At 64.7% G+C, this 14,403-nt stretch carries 14 protein-coding genes; 4 read left to right on the forward strand and 10 right to left on the reverse strand.

Features of this window, described 5'->3' with window-relative positions; all coding sequences use genetic code 11:
* Positions 1 to 10: 10 nt before the first annotated feature.
* Both AC1DT7_RS09930 and AC1DT7_RS09935 read left to right on the forward strand, forming a co-directional pair.
* Positions 11 to 2,392, forward strand: coding sequence for a TonB-dependent receptor plug domain-containing protein (locus AC1DT7_RS09930; RefSeq protein ID WP_478035782.1), 2,382 nt, complete (start codon positions 11 to 13; stop codon positions 2,390 to 2,392).
* The gene (locus tag AC1DT7_RS09935; protein WP_478035783.1) at positions 2,392 to 3,669 is read left to right on the forward strand and encodes an aminotransferase class V-fold PLP-dependent enzyme; all 1,278 of its coding nucleotides are present in this window, start codon (positions 2,392 to 2,394) and stop codon (positions 3,667 to 3,669) included. Before AC1DT7_RS09930 ends, AC1DT7_RS09935 begins: the two co-directional genes overlap by 1 nt.
* Positions 3,670 to 3,700: 31 nt before the next feature.
* On the opposite strand, the gene AC1DT7_RS09940 is transcribed toward AC1DT7_RS09935, so the two are convergent.
* Complete coding sequence (locus AC1DT7_RS09940; protein ID WP_478035784.1) at positions 3,701 to 4,540, reverse strand: alpha/beta fold hydrolase; 840 nt, start codon at positions 4,538 to 4,540, stop codon at positions 3,701 to 3,703.
* Positions 4,541 to 4,919: 379 nt separating this feature from the next.
* Between AC1DT7_RS09940 and AC1DT7_RS09945 the strand changes: the two genes are divergently transcribed.
* Positions 4,920 to 5,537 (forward strand): CGNR zinc finger domain-containing protein, encoded by a 618-nt coding sequence (locus tag AC1DT7_RS09945; RefSeq protein ID WP_478035785.1) that lies wholly within the window; start codon positions 4,920 to 4,922, stop codon positions 5,535 to 5,537.
* A 211-nt stretch (positions 5,538 to 5,748) separates the two neighbouring features.
* Here the strand turns inward: AC1DT7_RS09945 and AC1DT7_RS09950 are convergent, their stop codons facing one another.
* The 7 genes from AC1DT7_RS09950 to AC1DT7_RS09980 form a co-directional block, all read right to left on the reverse strand.
* Positions 5,749 to 6,033, reverse strand: a complete 285-nt coding sequence (locus tag AC1DT7_RS09950) for a UrcA family protein (RefSeq protein ID WP_478035786.1) — start codon at positions 6,031 to 6,033, stop codon at positions 5,749 to 5,751.
* Positions 6,034 to 6,136: 103 nt separating this feature from the next.
* Entirely contained in the window at positions 6,137 to 6,982 is an 846-nt protein-coding gene (locus AC1DT7_RS09955; protein ID WP_478035787.1) for an SDR family oxidoreductase, read from the reverse strand.
* Positions 6,983 to 7,044: 62 nt separating this feature from the next.
* Positions 7,045 to 7,620, reverse strand: a complete 576-nt coding sequence (locus AC1DT7_RS09960) for a TetR/AcrR family transcriptional regulator (protein WP_478035788.1) — start codon at positions 7,618 to 7,620, stop codon at positions 7,045 to 7,047.
* A gap of 261 nt (positions 7,621 to 7,881) precedes the next feature.
* On the reverse strand, positions 7,882 to 8,586 hold the full coding sequence (locus AC1DT7_RS09965; protein ID WP_478035789.1) for a hypothetical protein: 705 nt from the start codon (positions 8,584 to 8,586) through the stop codon (positions 7,882 to 7,884).
* A complete protein-coding gene (locus AC1DT7_RS09970) occupies positions 8,587 to 9,783 on the reverse strand; it encodes a toxic anion resistance protein (protein ID WP_478035790.1) in 1,197 nt (398 codons plus the stop codon).
* Positions 9,784 to 9,991: 208 nt separating this feature from the next.
* A complete protein-coding gene (locus tag AC1DT7_RS09975) occupies positions 9,992 to 10,426 on the reverse strand; it encodes a hypothetical protein (protein WP_478035791.1) in 435 nt (144 codons plus the stop codon).
* Between the two features lie 87 nt (positions 10,427 to 10,513).
* Positions 10,514 to 10,885 carry a hypothetical protein gene (locus AC1DT7_RS09980; RefSeq protein WP_478035792.1) on the reverse strand — a complete coding sequence of 124 codons (372 nt, stop codon included), beginning with the start codon at positions 10,883 to 10,885 and terminating at the stop codon, positions 10,514 to 10,516.
* Between the two features lie 206 nt (positions 10,886 to 11,091).
* Between AC1DT7_RS09980 and typA the strand changes: the two genes are divergently transcribed.
* On the forward strand, positions 11,092 to 12,930 hold the full coding sequence (gene typA, locus AC1DT7_RS09985) for a translational GTPase TypA (RefSeq protein WP_478035793.1): 1,839 nt from the start codon (positions 11,092 to 11,094) through the stop codon (positions 12,928 to 12,930).
* A 55-nt stretch (positions 12,931 to 12,985) separates the two neighbouring features.
* On the opposite strand, the gene AC1DT7_RS09990 is transcribed toward typA, so the two are convergent.
* Both AC1DT7_RS09990 and AC1DT7_RS09995 read right to left on the reverse strand, forming a co-directional pair.
* Positions 12,986 to 13,762 carry an anti-sigma factor family protein gene (locus AC1DT7_RS09990; RefSeq protein WP_478035794.1) on the reverse strand — a complete coding sequence of 259 codons (777 nt, stop codon included), beginning with the start codon at positions 13,760 to 13,762 and terminating at the stop codon, positions 12,986 to 12,988.
* On the reverse strand, positions 13,759 to 14,289 hold the full coding sequence (locus AC1DT7_RS09995) for an RNA polymerase sigma factor (protein WP_478035795.1): 531 nt from the start codon (positions 14,287 to 14,289) through the stop codon (positions 13,759 to 13,761). The genes AC1DT7_RS09990 and AC1DT7_RS09995 overlap by 4 nt, the downstream gene beginning before the upstream one ends.
* Positions 14,290 to 14,403 lie beyond the last annotated feature (114 nt).

Raw genomic sequence — 14,403 nt, forward strand, 5'->3', positions numbered from 1 at the left:
AGGGATATTGATGAAGCTTCTGCTCGGCAGCGCGGTGATCGCGTTGCACGTCGCCTGCGCGCCTGTCGCCTGGGCCCAGTCCGCCGATGCCGCCGCACCCGCGGCCGACTCCGCGGGCGATACCGACCAGATCGTCGTCACCGGCACGCGTGACCGTGCACGCAGCCAGTTCGCGACGCTCGCGCCGGTCGACGTGCTGTCCAAGGCKGCGGTCGAATCGAGCGTGTCGGGCGACCTGAACGATACGCTCGCCCAGCTGCTTCCGTCCTTCAACGTCCAGCGCCTTCCCGCCGCCGACGGCCAGGCCTTTGTCCGCCCGGCGACGCTGCGCGGCCTTTCCGCCGACCAGACGCTCGTGCTGGTCAACGGCAAGCGGTATCACCGTTCGGCGCTGCTCGGCACGCGCGGCGCCCAGGCGCCCGACCTCGCCAGCATCCCGAGCGCCGGCATCGGCCGGATCGAGGTGCTGCGCGACGGCGCCTCGGCGCAATATGGATCGGACGCCATTGCGGGCGTGATCAACATCATCCTCGACGATGCACCGGGCATGGACGCTTACGGCCAGGTTTCGCGCTATTATGCCGGGGACGGAGAAGAATATCAGTGGGGCATGCATGCCGGGGTCAAGCTCGGCGATCGCGGCGCCATCGCCTTTACCGGCCAGTTCGATCGCCAGGAGCCGACCTCCCGCACGCGCCAGCGCCCCGATGCCATCACCTTCCAGGCAGCCAATCCGCAGCTCGCCGTGCCCAACCCGGTGCAGCGCTGGGGCCAGGCGCAGCAGGAGCGGATCAGCGGCGCGGTCAACGGCCATTACGACCTTGCCGATGCGGCGACCTTCTATGTCTTCGGCACCGTCCAGCAGGGCGAGGGGCTGACCGATTTCAACTGGCGCAACCCGGCCGGTACGGCCAGCGTCTATGGCGCGAGCTCGGCCTTTCCGGGTTTCTCGTTCAGCAAGCTCTATCCGACCGGCTTCACCCCGCGTCTCGGCACCGATTATAGCGATTACCAGTCGGTCGCCGGCCTGCGCGGCGACGTGAGCGACCGTTTCCACTACGATCTCAGCACCTCGCTCGGCCGCAGCCGTATCGAATACACGCTCAACGAGACGCTGAACGCCTCGCTCGGACCGAACAGCCCGACCGGCTTCTATCTCGGGCGCCTCCAGCAGCGCGAATTCAACGTCAACGCCGATTTCGTCTACCGCCTGCCGGTCGGGACCGAAGATCCGGTGAACATCGCCTTTGGCGGCGAGCGTCGGGTGGAAACCTATCAGGTCTCGCCGGGCGACCCCGCATCCTATGCCGTGGGTCCCGGCGCCGCGACCGGCCTTGCCCCCAATTCCAACGGCTTTCCCGGCTTCAGCCCGACCCAGTCGGGCAAGTGGAGCCAGCGCAGCTATGCCAGCTATCTCGATCTGGAATGGAAGCCGGTCGAGATGGTCACGCTGGGCGCCGCCGGCCGCTACGAGGATTTCTCGGAGTTCGGCGACACCTTCACCTACAAGCTCGCCGGCCGGATCGAGCCGGTGCACGGCATTGCCGCGCGACTCACCTATTCGACCGGCTTCCGCGCGCCGACCCCGGCACAGCTCAACACGCGCCAGGTGACGCAGGGCCTCGACACCAGGACGCTGCAGGTCTTCAACCAGGGTCGCCTTTCGCCTAATGATCCGATCGCCGTCGCGCTCGGGGCAAAGCCGCTGACGCCCGAAAAGTCGCGCACGGTCACCGCTGGCCTGACCGCGCAGACCGGCGGCCTCAGCGCCAGTGTCGATCTCTACCAGATCGACCTGGACGATCGGTTCGGCCAGTCGGCGACCTTCGCCGTGCCGGTCGCCTTTCCGAACCCGGACCGCTTCACTTCGGTCAGCTATTTCACCAATGATTTCGACACGCGCACCCGCGGCGTCGACGTCGTGCTCGGTTATGCGCGCCAGGTCGGGCCCGGCCGGGCGAACCTGACGCTCGCCTATAACTACAACCAGACCCGCGTACGCGGCGGCACCAGCGCGTCGATCTCCAACGAGACGCAGCGTCGCATCTTCCAGGAACGGCTGCCGCAGCACAATGCCACCGGTACGGCCAACTACACCATCGGTCCGGTCGGCCTGATGGTGCGCGGCCGCTATTATGGCGCCTGGACCGATGTGACGGGCAATGCGACGGGCGAGTTGTTCCAGCGTTTCGGTTCGATCGCGTTGTTCGACGCGGCGATCTCGTTCAAGATGACCTCCAACGTGTCGCTGCGCGTAGGGGCCGAGAACATCTTCAACACCTATCCCGACGAAGCCACCAACCAGGCCGTTCGCGGCCTGATCTATTCGCGCAACGCCCCGTATGACACCGACGGAGGGCAATATTATGCGCGGATCGGATTGCGTTTCTGATGCGGGGGATCGATCGCCGTTCCCTGCTCGCTGGCGGCCTTGCGCTGCCAGCGATCGTCGCCGCTGCCGCCGGCCACGCCACCATGGCTGACGGCAGCGACGACGCGGCATTCTGGCGATCGGTCGCCGCCGACTATGATCCGCCCAGGGACGTGATCCAGCTCGAGAACGGCAATTGGGGCATGATGGCCCGGCCGGTGCTCCAGGCCTATCAGGAGACGGTCGCGCGGGTGAACCGCGACACGAGCTATTATGCCCGTCGCGGCATGACGCGCGACCTGATGGCCGCACGGGATCAGGCCGCCGCCGCGATGGGGGTGAAGCCGCAGGAGCTGGTCTTCACCCGCAACGCGACCGAGGCGCTGGAGACGCTGATCCTCGGCTACAACCGGATCGAGCCGGGCGACGCGGTGCTGTATGCCGATCTCGACTATGACAGCATGCAGAATTGCATGGAGAGCCTCCGTGCCCGGCGGGGCGCCGAGGTGGTGCGCATCGCTCTGCCGGAACCGGCGACCCGCGAGGCGCTGATCCAGGCCTATGTGCAGGCAATGGAAGCGCATCCGCGGCTCAGGCTGATCCTGCTGACGCATCTGAGCCACCGGACCGGCCTCGTCCTGCCCGTCAGGGAGATTGCGGCGCTCGCCAAGGCCCGAGGCGTGGATGTGATCGTCGATGCGGCGCATAGCTGGGGTCAGCTCGATTTCCGGCTGGCCGATCTCGATTGCGATTTTGTCGGCATCAACGGTCATAAATGGCTCGGCGCGCCGCTCGGCGTCGCTTTCCTCCATGTCCGCGAGGCCGGGCTGGGCCGGATCGACCGCCATCCGGCGAACCCGGCGGAGGGGCGCGACGATCTGTTCAGTCGCATCCATCTCGGCACTTATGATTTCGCGGCGAGCCTTACCGTCCCGGCGGCGCTCGCCTTTCAGGAGAGGATCGGCACGAAGCGTCGCGCCGATCGCCTGCGCGCCCTGCGGGATCGCTGGGTCGCGCGTGCCCGCACCATTGCGGGCATCGAGATACTCACCCCGGACGATGCGACGCTGCACGGCGCGATCACCTCCTTCCGCGTGACGGGCGTGACCGATGTGGCAGGCAACGCCCGAATCGCGCAACGGCTGCTCGAACGGCATCGCATCTTCACCGTCCATCGCGACGGCGTTGCGAGCGGCGCCTGCGTGCGGGTCACGCCGGCGCTGTTCACCAGCATGGAGGATGTCGACCGCTTCGCGGCGGCGCTCCCCGATGTGATTGCGGGCACCAGGGGCGGCTGACCGATCGGATAGCCGGCCGCCCCCTGGCGGTTCACGACAGGAAGTCGCCGATTGCCGCCGCGATCTCGTCCGCATGGGTTTCCAGCGCGAAATGGCCCGTGTCGAAGAAGATCACCTTCGCTTCCGGAATATCGCGGCGATAGGCTTCCGCCCCCGGCGGCAGGAAGAAGGGATCGTGCCGGCCCCAGACCGCGAGCAGGGGCGGCTGATGGGTGCGGAAATAGTCCTGGAAGGCCGGGTAGAGCGCGACATTGCTCTTATAGTCGCCGAACAGGTCGAGTTGCACGTCGGCGCCGCCGGGCCGGCCGAGATAATGATCGTCGAGCGTATAACCGTCGGGCGAGACCGAGGACGCGTCGCGCACGCCGTGCGTATATTGCCAGTAAGTGGTCTCGGGCGTCAGCATCATGCGCAGCGCGTCCCGATTCTTGGCGGAGGCATCTTCCCAATAGGCGCGGATCGGGTTCCAGCCGTCGCTCAGTCCCTCGACATAGGCATTGCCGTTCTGGGAGATGATCCCGGTAATCCGCTCCGGATGGCGGATCGCCAGACGGAAACCGGTCGGGGCGCCATAATCGAAGACATAGACGGCGAACCGGTCGAACCCGACGATCTCGGTGAAGCGCTCGACCGTGTCGGCAATCGAATCGAAGCTGTTGGCCTTGGGATCGTCCGAGCGGCCGAAGCCGGGCAGATCGGGCGCGATGATGTGGAAGCGACCGGCGAGCAGCGGGATGAGATCGCGGAACATGTGGCTCGAGGTCGGGAAGCCGTGGAGCAGCAGGAGCTTGGGGGCGCCCGGCGTTCCGGCCTCGCGGTAGAAGACGCTGATCCCGTCGGTGTCGACGCTTTTATAGGCAATGCTGTTCATCGGGTTTCTCCGTTGGTCGTGTAACCATTCAAGCTGGACTGAGCAGGTTAGGTGTCACGTATTCCCGTTTAATGTAACCTGTCAATAGCGATTTAAACGGTTATGATTGACTACGTGACCGGGCTGGCCGAGGGCGCCTCGGGTAGACATAGGCCATCGCGGCGCAGATCAGCACGGACGCGCACCAGGGCAGGGCGATCGCGACGGCGAACATCAAGACGGTGACGAACGTCGGCCTGCCGCCTGCGCAACAGATCCTTCAAATGGAGTTGAAACCTCTCAGGTTGTTAATGGGGGGTTACATTTCACAAATGTAACTTGTCAACGCGGCGCTGTACGGTTACGCGCCACGTAGCGGATCATTAACGGACACCAGGCCATGCCCTCGAACAGCAACGCCATCTTCATCGCCGATGCGGCGGGGATCGATTTCCTCAACTCGGTGGCCACGCCCGCCGGTGAACCGGTCGACTGGATCGGCGATGGCGCGGGGCTGGTCGATTGGCTGCGAAAGGCGGGGCTTGTGCCGGGGGACCGGCTCGACAGCATCGCCGGCCGGGCGATGCCGGGCGAGCTCGACCGGGTCGCCGATCAGGCACGCGATCTGCGGGAATGGTTCAGGCATTTCGTGAAGATCCGCATGGGCCGCCCGCTGGATGCCGGCACGCTCGACGATCTCGCGCCCCTCAACCGGCTATTGGAGCGCGACGAAGCCTATGGCCGGATCGTGTCGAATGGAGATGGCGGTCTCAGCCTCGAAACCGACCGGCGCTGGCGCTCGCCCGAATCGCTGCTGATCCCTATCGGCAAGGCGCTGGCACGCGTCGTCGTCGGGGAGGATTTCGCCCAGGTAAAGGCGTGCGAGGGGCATGGCTGCACCCTGATGTTCGCCGATCATACGCGGCGGCACAGCCGGCGGTGGTGCAGCATGAGCGTGTGCGGCAACCGCGCCAAGGTCTCGGCTCATCGCAGCCGGCGCAAGGAAGCGGTTTCCTAGTGGTGAAAATCACATGCTCAGGACCCGCTCGGGTATGGCATGAATCGACCAACGCGGGCCATCTCTAGGTTGTGGCACGAACGTCTGCTTCTGACGAATCCGGCCGTTTGCGGGTCAAGAAGCGGAAGATTGCCGACGCGCATAATCTTGGTCATCTCTCTCGCGCGGCTAGTTTCCTGAAGCTACCGATGGACCGGTGATCAGCGCGAACTTACTTCCGGTTGATTGCGAACTTAGCAACTGCGCGATCGCGCTGTTGTCGGGTCGCGTCGATCGTGTCCCGCGTGCACTGGATCGCGGCGTTCACGCTCTGCAGATCGAGCGTCGACTCCGGGCGACACACCGTCGCCGCGGCTCTCGCAATCCTGTGATCGAGCCGCAGAATATCGCGTGTGCGGCCGAGATCAAGACCGTCGAGCTTGAGCGCGAGGCTGACGGGCTGCACCTGCGCGGCCAATGGTACGACGAGGCAATTCGCGGCGAGCGCCGCGATCATGAGGTTCCGTAACATGGCGATCTTCCGGTTATAGCGTGGCGCTGTCGTGGCGACGCGGCGGGTGATGACGCTTCTCAATATGTAGACGGATGATGCCCCTGCATCAGGTCTGCGCGGCCCAGTCGGCAAGGCCAGCGCGGGTCAGCAGGGCCTCCCTGAAAGCCTCGAACTCCATGCTCTTGTAGGCGGGGATAAAGGCGCGAGCATCCGCGCCGGCCGCATAACGGAACTTGGGCGCGACCGTTGTCGCAGCCTCGAACACGAGGTCGGCGACCTCCTGGGGGTCGGATTTGCTCCCGTCCATCGATGGCCGCATCGCGCCGCGATAGCGTTCAGCGTTAGCCCAATGCGGCGAGCCCTCGTTGAAGTCGGGCGCCGTCACGACATTGCTGTGAAAGCTCGTCGGGAAAACGCCTGGCTCCACCACCACTACGCGGATGCCGAACGGCGCCAACTCGAACCACAGCCCTTCGGACAGCGCCTCCACCGCGTGCTTGGTGGCGGCATAGGCGGCGCCATAGGGCACCGTCAGCCAGCCCACGATAGAAGAGAGGTTCACGATCGTGCCCTGCTTTCGCTCACGCATCTCTGGCGCGACAGCACGGATCATCCGGACAACCCCGAAGACGTTGGTGTCGAACTGCCGCTGCAGCACATCGTCCGAGAGAGAGTCGACCGGACACGAGACTTCGAAACCAGCGTTATTGACAAGAACATCGATAGGGCCGGCCTTTCGGGCCTCCGCAATCGCGCCGTTGATCAGGCTCTGGTCGGTGACGTCAAGCCGGACGGGGTGAACCGAAGGCAGTTCGAGCGCCAGGGCGTGGAGATCGCCGGCACGGCTTTCAGAACGGAAGCCCGCATGAACCGTGTGACCGGCCTCAGCAAACTTGCGGGCGGCGAGAAGGCCAAAGCCGCTATTGGCGCCGGTGATGAGAACGTTCGACATATCTTGACCCTCGTCATTAGGACAAGGTCTTTTTGACACTTTGTACTGTATGTGTCAAATTGTCATTTACACGTCCAGGTGACTAGCCGATGAACCCGCGCGTCGAACCTTGCCTTTGGGACGTAGGTATCGTCCGCTCGCATCAGGCCTTTGGCCGCGGCGATCAGGGTATCCGCAACGGCGTTCGCTTCTTCTGCTCGTCCATGGCGTTCAAAAGCCTTCACGACGAGGTCGTGAAAAGACTCATCGGCGGCGCGGATCGCTGGCCCGGTGAGACGGTGGCCTGCATCGACGAGTTCGACGCCGTGCGGGCTTCCGGCCATCAGATCGAGGGTGCGTCCGAACTTCACGTCGATGAGGCCGGTCAACGCCGAATCCAGCGCCTCGCTGTTTTCCAATACTTCGGCCGCTGCGTTCAAGTTGCGCGCGTGAAGCTCATCGACGACAGCCTGGAGGACGTCCTCCTTGCCCGGAAAATAGTGGTAGAGCGCAGTTCGCGAGACGCCCGCTCCAGCGGCGATGTCCGCCATGCTCGAACGCTCGTACCCATAGCGTAGAAAGGCCGCGCGCGCACCGTCCAGGATGCGGCTTCGGCGATCGACAATATCATCGCTGTCGTTGCGTGCTATCTTGCTCATACTGTTTCTATAATCCGAAACTCTGAAGTGCGCGACGTAAACGACAGAGCACAAGCGCGGATCGACAGTGGCCAGGAATGGTTGGGCTTTGGTCGATCAAAGGGCGTTTACAGCGTTACGCTGCCCTAGTCGGGAGGCGCTCTCTGTCTGCTCCTGAGGGAAGTGGTCGTTCGCCGAGATCGCTGTGAACGGCAGGAAAGTCCCCACCTTTGGTTATTTGGCGCAGCACGTAATCGGGTGCCAAGCGTCAGGCGAGAACCACTAGCCCTCGGCCAGCCCGTCATCCTTGTACTTGATCTCCAGGAACCGCCCGCGCGTCGCCAGCAGATTCAGGTCGCCCTCGGCGAGTTGCGCCGACATCTGGCCGATCTCCTGCTCGATCACCTTCAGCCCCTCGGCAAGCTGCGCATCGGGCGTCTTGCCGTTGCGCTCGACGCCGCGCAGTGGCTGCGGCACCTTGGCGTAATCGCGGATCAGCTCGGGCAGCTGCTCGCCGACCAGCTTGCGGATCTCGGCCGCAGCCGGTTCGCGCTCGTCAAGCGTGGCGAGCTGCGGTGCGAGCGTATCGAGCCGGACGCCGATGCCGTCGACCAGGGTCTGCGCTGGCGCGGGCAGGGCGGGGCGCTGGGTCTCCAGCCATTGCTCGGTCTTCTGCGGCAGCGCCTTCAGCGGCACCTCCGCCAGCTTTTCGGCCGCCACCGGCGCCTCCAGCGACACGAAGGCGATCAGCAGGGTCACCAGCACCAGGGCGGCAAAGACCAGCAGCGCCCCGCCCATGCCGATCGGCGTGAACCAGCCGAAAATGATCGTCGCGATGATGATCGCGAGATCGGCCGTCACGATCAGTCCGGCGCGCTTGGCCAGGCCAGTGCCGCGCCGCCGGCGCTTGCGCTGCAACAGCGCCTGTTCCCGCCGGGCGTCGAGGAACTGGGTGCTTCTCGCGATCTGGCGATCGACATCGGTCATTTACACGGATTCCAGCTTGAAGGTTTCGCCCCCGCTACCCGAATTCTGCGCAGCGCCTTCGGCCCGGGAGATATAGCCCTTCGATTTCTCGACCTCATTACCCAGCACGGTGACGGTGGTCTTCATCGAATCGAGCGCCTTCAGCTTGAAGGTGTCGATCGCGTCCATCGTGTCATAGATGTTCTGGAAGGCGCGCTGCAGCGTCTCGATCGGGATGGTCGAGCTTGCCGCCTGCTCATGAATCGTCGCGGTCTGGCTCTTCAGCAGCTTGCCGGTCGAATCGATGATATTGGCGGTGGTGGTGTTCAGCGCGGTGATCTGTTCGAGCACCAGCTTCTGGTTGGTCAGCGCCTGGGCCACCGTCACCGCAGTGCGCAGCGCGGAAACCGTCGTGGTGGAGGCGCGGTCGACGCCCTTCACCAGTTCGACATTGTTCTTCTTGACCAGGTCGAGCGCCAGATAGCCCTGCACCGTCACCGCCATCTGGGTCAGCAGGTCCTGGGTGCGCTGGCGGACATAGAAGAGCGCGGTCTCGCGGATCGCCTTCGCCTTGGCCGGATCGGTGTGATCCAGCTCGTTGGCCTTTTCCTCGAGCCGCGTGTCCATCGTCTGCGACAGGATGATCATCTGCTCCAGCCGGCCCATCGCGGTCCACAAATTGGAGCGTTCGACGTCGATCGCCGCATTGTCCATCAGCAGCTCGTCCTTGCCGCTGCCCAGGCTCTTCAGGATCGACGCGATATGGGTCTGCGAGCTTTTATAGCCGTCGAAATAATTGCGCATCGAATTGCCGAAAGGGATGATCCCGAACAGCTTCTTCGGCGCGAAGCCGCCCTGCCGGCCCGGATCGAGATCCTCGATCGTGCGGCGCAGCTCGGCCAGGTCGGCGCCGACGCCCGATTCCTGGTTCATCGCTTTCACTGGCCGGTCGAGGAATCGGTTCGACTGCCCGGCGGCGTCGCGGATCTCCTTCTGGCCCATCGCGCTGATCGCATCGACGCGCTTGCCGAATTCGGGGGAATTCACATCCTGCGCGACCAGGTCGTCGATGAACGTCTCGACCCGCTCCTGCAGCTGGGTGCGCTTCGCCTCGTCGACCGGCACCAGGCCGACGGCCTTTTCCGGTGCCACCGCGGGCACGGGGTCGGGCGGGGTCAGCACCAGATCGGTCGTCGCGGTTTCAGTCTGGGTCGCCATCACTCTCTCCACGCAATCTCCGCCCTAGATGACGGCGATTCGAACGCGCTTCAAGTGTATCACTCAACTATAACACTTGTCACGCATCGGCAGGATAGCGGAAAAATGTTGCACCGGCGATGGCGTGCCGGACATCAGGGGCAGGCGCGCCACCGGCGCAGTCCCCACGTCACGCGGTTTTCCGATGCCGAATTGGCCCCCGCCGGAGTCAGTAAGGCGGCGGAACCTTGTAGACCATCGTCACGCGTTCAAGCTGGCCGCCAGCGCCAAGCACGACCTCCACGTCCCAATAGGACTTGCCGGGGCCGTTTGGCGCGTAGGTGAGCCTGAACGGCCGCCATAGGGGATTATTGCTATCAACTCGCTCGATTCTCCAGACCTGGTTCAAGGGAAGTCCCAGAAATGCCTCCCGGGGAGAGATCTCTGTTTCCTTGAATGAGGCATATGATCCAGCGAGAAGCTCGAATGTCTGGAACTTCCCGGCTTTCAAGGCGCGTTGCGCTTCCTCTAGCTTGGCAAGGACAGCTGTCCCTTCTTCGCGGCTGAGCCCAATAAGGTGTCGCTCGCTTGGGGCGGGTAGGCTCTTCGTGGTTTGGGCGAATGCCGCAGTGCATTGCACGGCCAGCATGAAGGGGACGACCATCTGTCTTGCGCGCATGGTCACGCTATCGCCGACCCGTTTGACACCCGCAACTGGACTCATATCCAAAAGGGAGGCTTCAGGAGCGCGCTAACTCGCCTGGCTGTTGTCGGCAATGCGGTCGCGCTGCCAGACGGTGAAGCGTGCATTGCGCTTCGATCGCATCGCCCGCTTTATCGCCGCCCGGTCGAAGCCGCGCGTATCGCCGATCCGGCTGAGCAACTCGTCGCCGCGCGCCGCGCCGATCGGGAGGACGAACAGGATGCGGCCCTCGGCATCGACCAGCAGCCAGCACGGATCGGCCTGATGTGTATCCATCCGCCTGGTCTCGACCATGATCTTGGCGACCTTGCCCAGCATCCGCCATCCCGACCGGTCGTCGAGCGGCCGCGGGCGCACCGAGCCCCTGGCTCTTGCCCGCGCGTCCAGCAGCTGATGGAACAAGCCCTCTAGCGTCATCATGCCCCCGCACGCGATGAGGGAGACGATAAGAGAGTGGAAGTCGCCCGGAAAGCCGGAAACTGCGGCGATTGTCTCGAATTTGCGCGTTCCGGACACCATATCAGGCCATCTGCCTGTTTCTCCATGTTACATCCGCCCTTTCCGCGACGCAGCAATTGCGCTATCGGCCCCCGCAACCTTTTCCCTGCAAAATATCGAGTGACCTAATGAGCCTCCGCAACGTGGCGATCATCGCCCATGTCGATCACGGCAAAACCACCCTGGTCGACCAGCTCTTCCGCCAGTCCGGCACCTTCCGCGACAACCAGCGCATCGAAGAACGCGCGATGGATTCGAACGACCTCGAAAAGGAGCGCGGCATCACCATCCTGGCGAAGCCGACCTCGATCGAATGGATCGACGGCGCCGGCGTCGCCACCCGCATCAACATCGTCGACACCCCCGGCCACGCCGATTTCGGCGGCGAGGTGGAGCGCATCCTGTCGATGGTCGATGGCGTGATCCTGCTGGTCGATTCGGCCGAAGGCGCGATGCCGCAGACCAAGTTCGTCACCGGCAAGGCGCTGGCGCTGGGTCTGCGTCCGATCGTCGTGGTCAACAAGGTCGATCGCAGCGACGCGCGCATCCAGGAAGTGCTGGACGAAGTGTTCGACCTGTTCGTCTCGCTCGAGGCGACGGACGAGCAGCTCGATTTCCCGGTGCTCTACGCCTCGGGCCGCAACGGCTACGCCTCGACCGACGAGAATGCGCGCGAAGGCACGCTGACCCCGATGTTCGAGACGATCGTCAGCCATATCCCGGCGCCTAAGGTCGATGTCGATGCGCCCTTCACCTTCCTGGTGACGCTGCTCGATCGCGACAATTTCCTCGGCCGCATCCTCACCGGGCGCGTCAATTCCGGCACGGTGCGCCTCAATCAGCCGATCCATGCGATGAACAATGACGGCAAGATCGTCGAGGCCGGTCGCGCCTCGAAGATCATGACCTTCCGCGGGCTCGAGCGTGTCCCGGCCGACGAGGCCAAGGCGGGCGACATCATCTCGCTCGCCGGCCTGACGGTCGCGACCGTGTCCGATACCATCGCCGACATCACCGTCAGCGAGCCGCTGCACGCCCAGCCGATCGATCCGCCGACCCTGTCGATGCGGTTCGCGGTGAACGATTCGCCGATGGCGGGTCGTGAGGGCAGCAAAGTGACGTCGCGCATGATCCGCGATCGCCTGTTCCGCGAGGCCGAATCCAACGTTGCGGTCAAGGTGACCGAAGCAGCCGACCGCGACAGCTACGAAGTCGCTGGCCGCGGCGAGCTCCAGCTTGGCGTGCTGATCGAGACGATGCGCCGCGAGGGCTTCGAGCTCGGCATCAGCCGTCCGCGCGTGCTGTTCGGCGAGGATGAGGACGGCAAGAAGACCGAGCCGTACGAAACCGTCATCATCGACGTGGACGAGGAATATTCGGGCACGGTCGTCGAGAAGATGAACCTGCGCAAGGGTGAGATGACCGACATGCGTCCGTCGGGCGGCGGCAAGACCCGCATCACCTTCTCCGCGCCCTCGCGCGGCATGATCGGCTATCACGGCGAGTTCCTGTCGGACACGCGCGGCACCGGCATCATGAACCGGCTGTTCGAGAAATATGGTCCCCACAAGGGCCAGATCGAAGGCCGCAAGAACGGCGTGCTGATCTCGAACGGATCGGGCGAAGCCAATAGCTATGCGCTCGGCCCGCTCGAAGAGCGCGGCATCCTGTTCGTCGGCCACGGCGAGGCGCTGTACGAAGGCATGATCGTCGGCGAGAACGCCAAGACGGATGACCTCGAAGTCAATCCGATGAAGGCGAAGCAGCTCACCAACTTCCGCGCGTCGGGCGGCAAGGACGATGCGATCCGCCTGACCCCGCCGAAGAAGATGACGCTTGAACAGGCCATCGCCTACATCGACGACGACGAGATGGTCGAAGTGACGCCAAAGTCGATCCGCCTGCGCAAGCGCTACCTCGATCCGCACGAGCGGAAAAAAGCCTCGCGCGCCAAGCAGGCCGCCTGACCTTTCCTCTCCCCCGCTCCGGCGGGGGAGATTCGTTTAGGGCCTGACGAACCGCTCAGGCCGGCCGGTATTGCGTGCGGACCTGGTTGGCAGCGCTATGCAAAAAGTCTTCCGGCGCGGTCCCGAAGACGCCGAAGCCAAGGCCGTTGTCGGCCCAGGTCCAGCCGCGCACATCGCCCTGTTCGCGCCGGGTCATGCGGTCGGTCCCATCCACCTCCATCGTGCGGACATAGAGCGCCACCCGCCCGCCCGAGGCGTCCCGATAGAGATACAGGCCGGCCGGCCCGTGCTCGGTCGCGACCAGTCGCCCACCGATCAGGCGCAGGCCGGCGCGTTCGAGATCGGGCGCAGCGATGGGGCGCGAGAGGCGTTCCGAGAACCAGTCGTCCAGCGTGCGGCGCTGGTCCGCCGCAAGTTCGACCGGCCGGGCAGTGTCATTCGCATAGACGGTGTAGCTTGCAGCCGCCTCGCGGGCGAGCGCTGCGGTGCCGGTCGTGGGCGGCGCTGACCATCCGCGCAGTGCCCAGCCGCCCGCAGCGCCCAGCAGAAGCAGTCCTGCTCCGCCTGCGGCGAGCGCAGCCCGGCGCACCTCTGACCAGCGCGCACCCGTCCGCTCTCGCAGCCTCAGGTCGAGCTCCGGTGGCAGGGGTTCTTCAATCACGGGATCGAGCGCGGCACGAAGCGCATCACGCTGCGACCGGTAGGAAAAGAGCCGCGCAGCCTCGTCGGGCCGTTCCGCGAGCCATGCCTCGACGTCCGCCGCGCGTTCGGGCGAGAGCTGCCCGTCGACATGTGCCTGGAGGTCGGCTTCGGTTACCGGTGCGCTGTTCATGGTACGATCCTCAACGCCGGTCGCGGCACGCCGATTTCCCCTTCCTCCATGATCCGCCGCAACCTTTCGCGGGCGCGCGACAGGCGTGACATCACCGTCCCCTGCGGTATGTCCAGCACCGCCGCCGTTTCGGCGTAGGTCAGTTCCTCGACGCCGATCAGCAGAAGCACGCTGCGCTGGTCCTCGGGCAATCGCGCGATCTGCGAGAGAATGTCGCGATGCTCGATCCCCGCCTCCTGCCGGGCAGCTATGGCAAGCTGTGCCTCCGGCGCCGCCTCGATCGGGTCGATGCCGCGCCGCGCCCGCTGGCGCAGACGATCCATCGCGAGATTATGCAGGATGGTGAACAGCCAGGCCCGTACGCTCGCGCCAGGCTGGCGCTGATGCCAGCGGAGCAGCGCACGTTCGAGCACGTCCTGCACCAGGTCGTCGGCATCCTCCCGCGTGCGCAGCAGCGCGCGGGCATAGCGGCGCAGCGCCGGAATCAGCGGCTGGACCTGCGCGATCATCTCGGCGCTCGGCTGCATGGCACGGGGCATATCGGATAAGACGTTCGCGCGCGCCGCTTATTCCCGCCCGGATCCTTTGGGCGAAATTTTTTTCGACCCGGTGGAATAGACAGCGTAGCATCATCGTCCTGC

This window comes from Sphingomonas sp. P3_C6 (assembly GCF_056402595.1).

Bases quoted from the DNA above. Each gene is read 5' to 3' on its own strand.
- AC1DT7_RS09935 (WP_478035783.1), top strand. From the start codon at position 2,392: ATGCGGGGGATCGATCGCCGTTCCCTGCTCGCTGGCGGCCTTGCGCTG.
- AC1DT7_RS09940 (WP_478035784.1), bottom strand. From the start codon at position 4,540: ATGAACAGCATTGCCTATAAAAGCGTCGACACCGACGGGATCAGCGTC.
- AC1DT7_RS09945 (WP_478035785.1), top strand. From the start codon at position 4,920: ATGCCCTCGAACAGCAACGCCATCTTCATCGCCGATGCGGCGGGGATC.
- AC1DT7_RS09950 (WP_478035786.1), bottom strand. From the start codon at position 6,033: ATGATCGCGGCGCTCGCCGCGAATTGCCTCGTCGTACCATTGGCCGCG.
- AC1DT7_RS09955 (WP_478035787.1), bottom strand. From the start codon at position 6,982: ATGTCGAACGTTCTCATCACCGGCGCCAATAGCGGCTTTGGCCTTCTC.
- AC1DT7_RS09960 (WP_478035788.1), bottom strand. From the start codon at position 7,620: ATGAGCAAGATAGCACGCAACGACAGCGATGATATTGTCGATCGCCGA.
- AC1DT7_RS09965 (WP_478035789.1), bottom strand. From the start codon at position 8,586: ATGACCGATGTCGATCGCCAGATCGCGAGAAGCACCCAGTTCCTCGAC.
- AC1DT7_RS09970 (WP_478035790.1), bottom strand. From the start codon at position 9,783: ATGGCGACCCAGACTGAAACCGCGACGACCGATCTGGTGCTGACCCCG.
- AC1DT7_RS09975 (WP_478035791.1), bottom strand. From the start codon at position 10,426: ATGGTCGTCCCCTTCATGCTGGCCGTGCAATGCACTGCGGCATTCGCC.
- AC1DT7_RS09980 (WP_478035792.1), bottom strand. From the start codon at position 10,885: ATGATGACGCTAGAGGGCTTGTTCCATCAGCTGCTGGACGCGCGGGCA.
- typA (WP_478035793.1), top strand. From the start codon at position 11,092: ATGAGCCTCCGCAACGTGGCGATCATCGCCCATGTCGATCACGGCAAA.
- AC1DT7_RS09990 (WP_478035794.1), bottom strand. From the start codon at position 13,762: ATGAACAGCGCACCGGTAACCGAAGCCGACCTCCAGGCACATGTCGAC.
- AC1DT7_RS09995 (WP_478035795.1), bottom strand. From the start codon at position 14,289: ATGCAGCCGAGCGCCGAGATGATCGCGCAGGTCCAGCCGCTGATTCCG.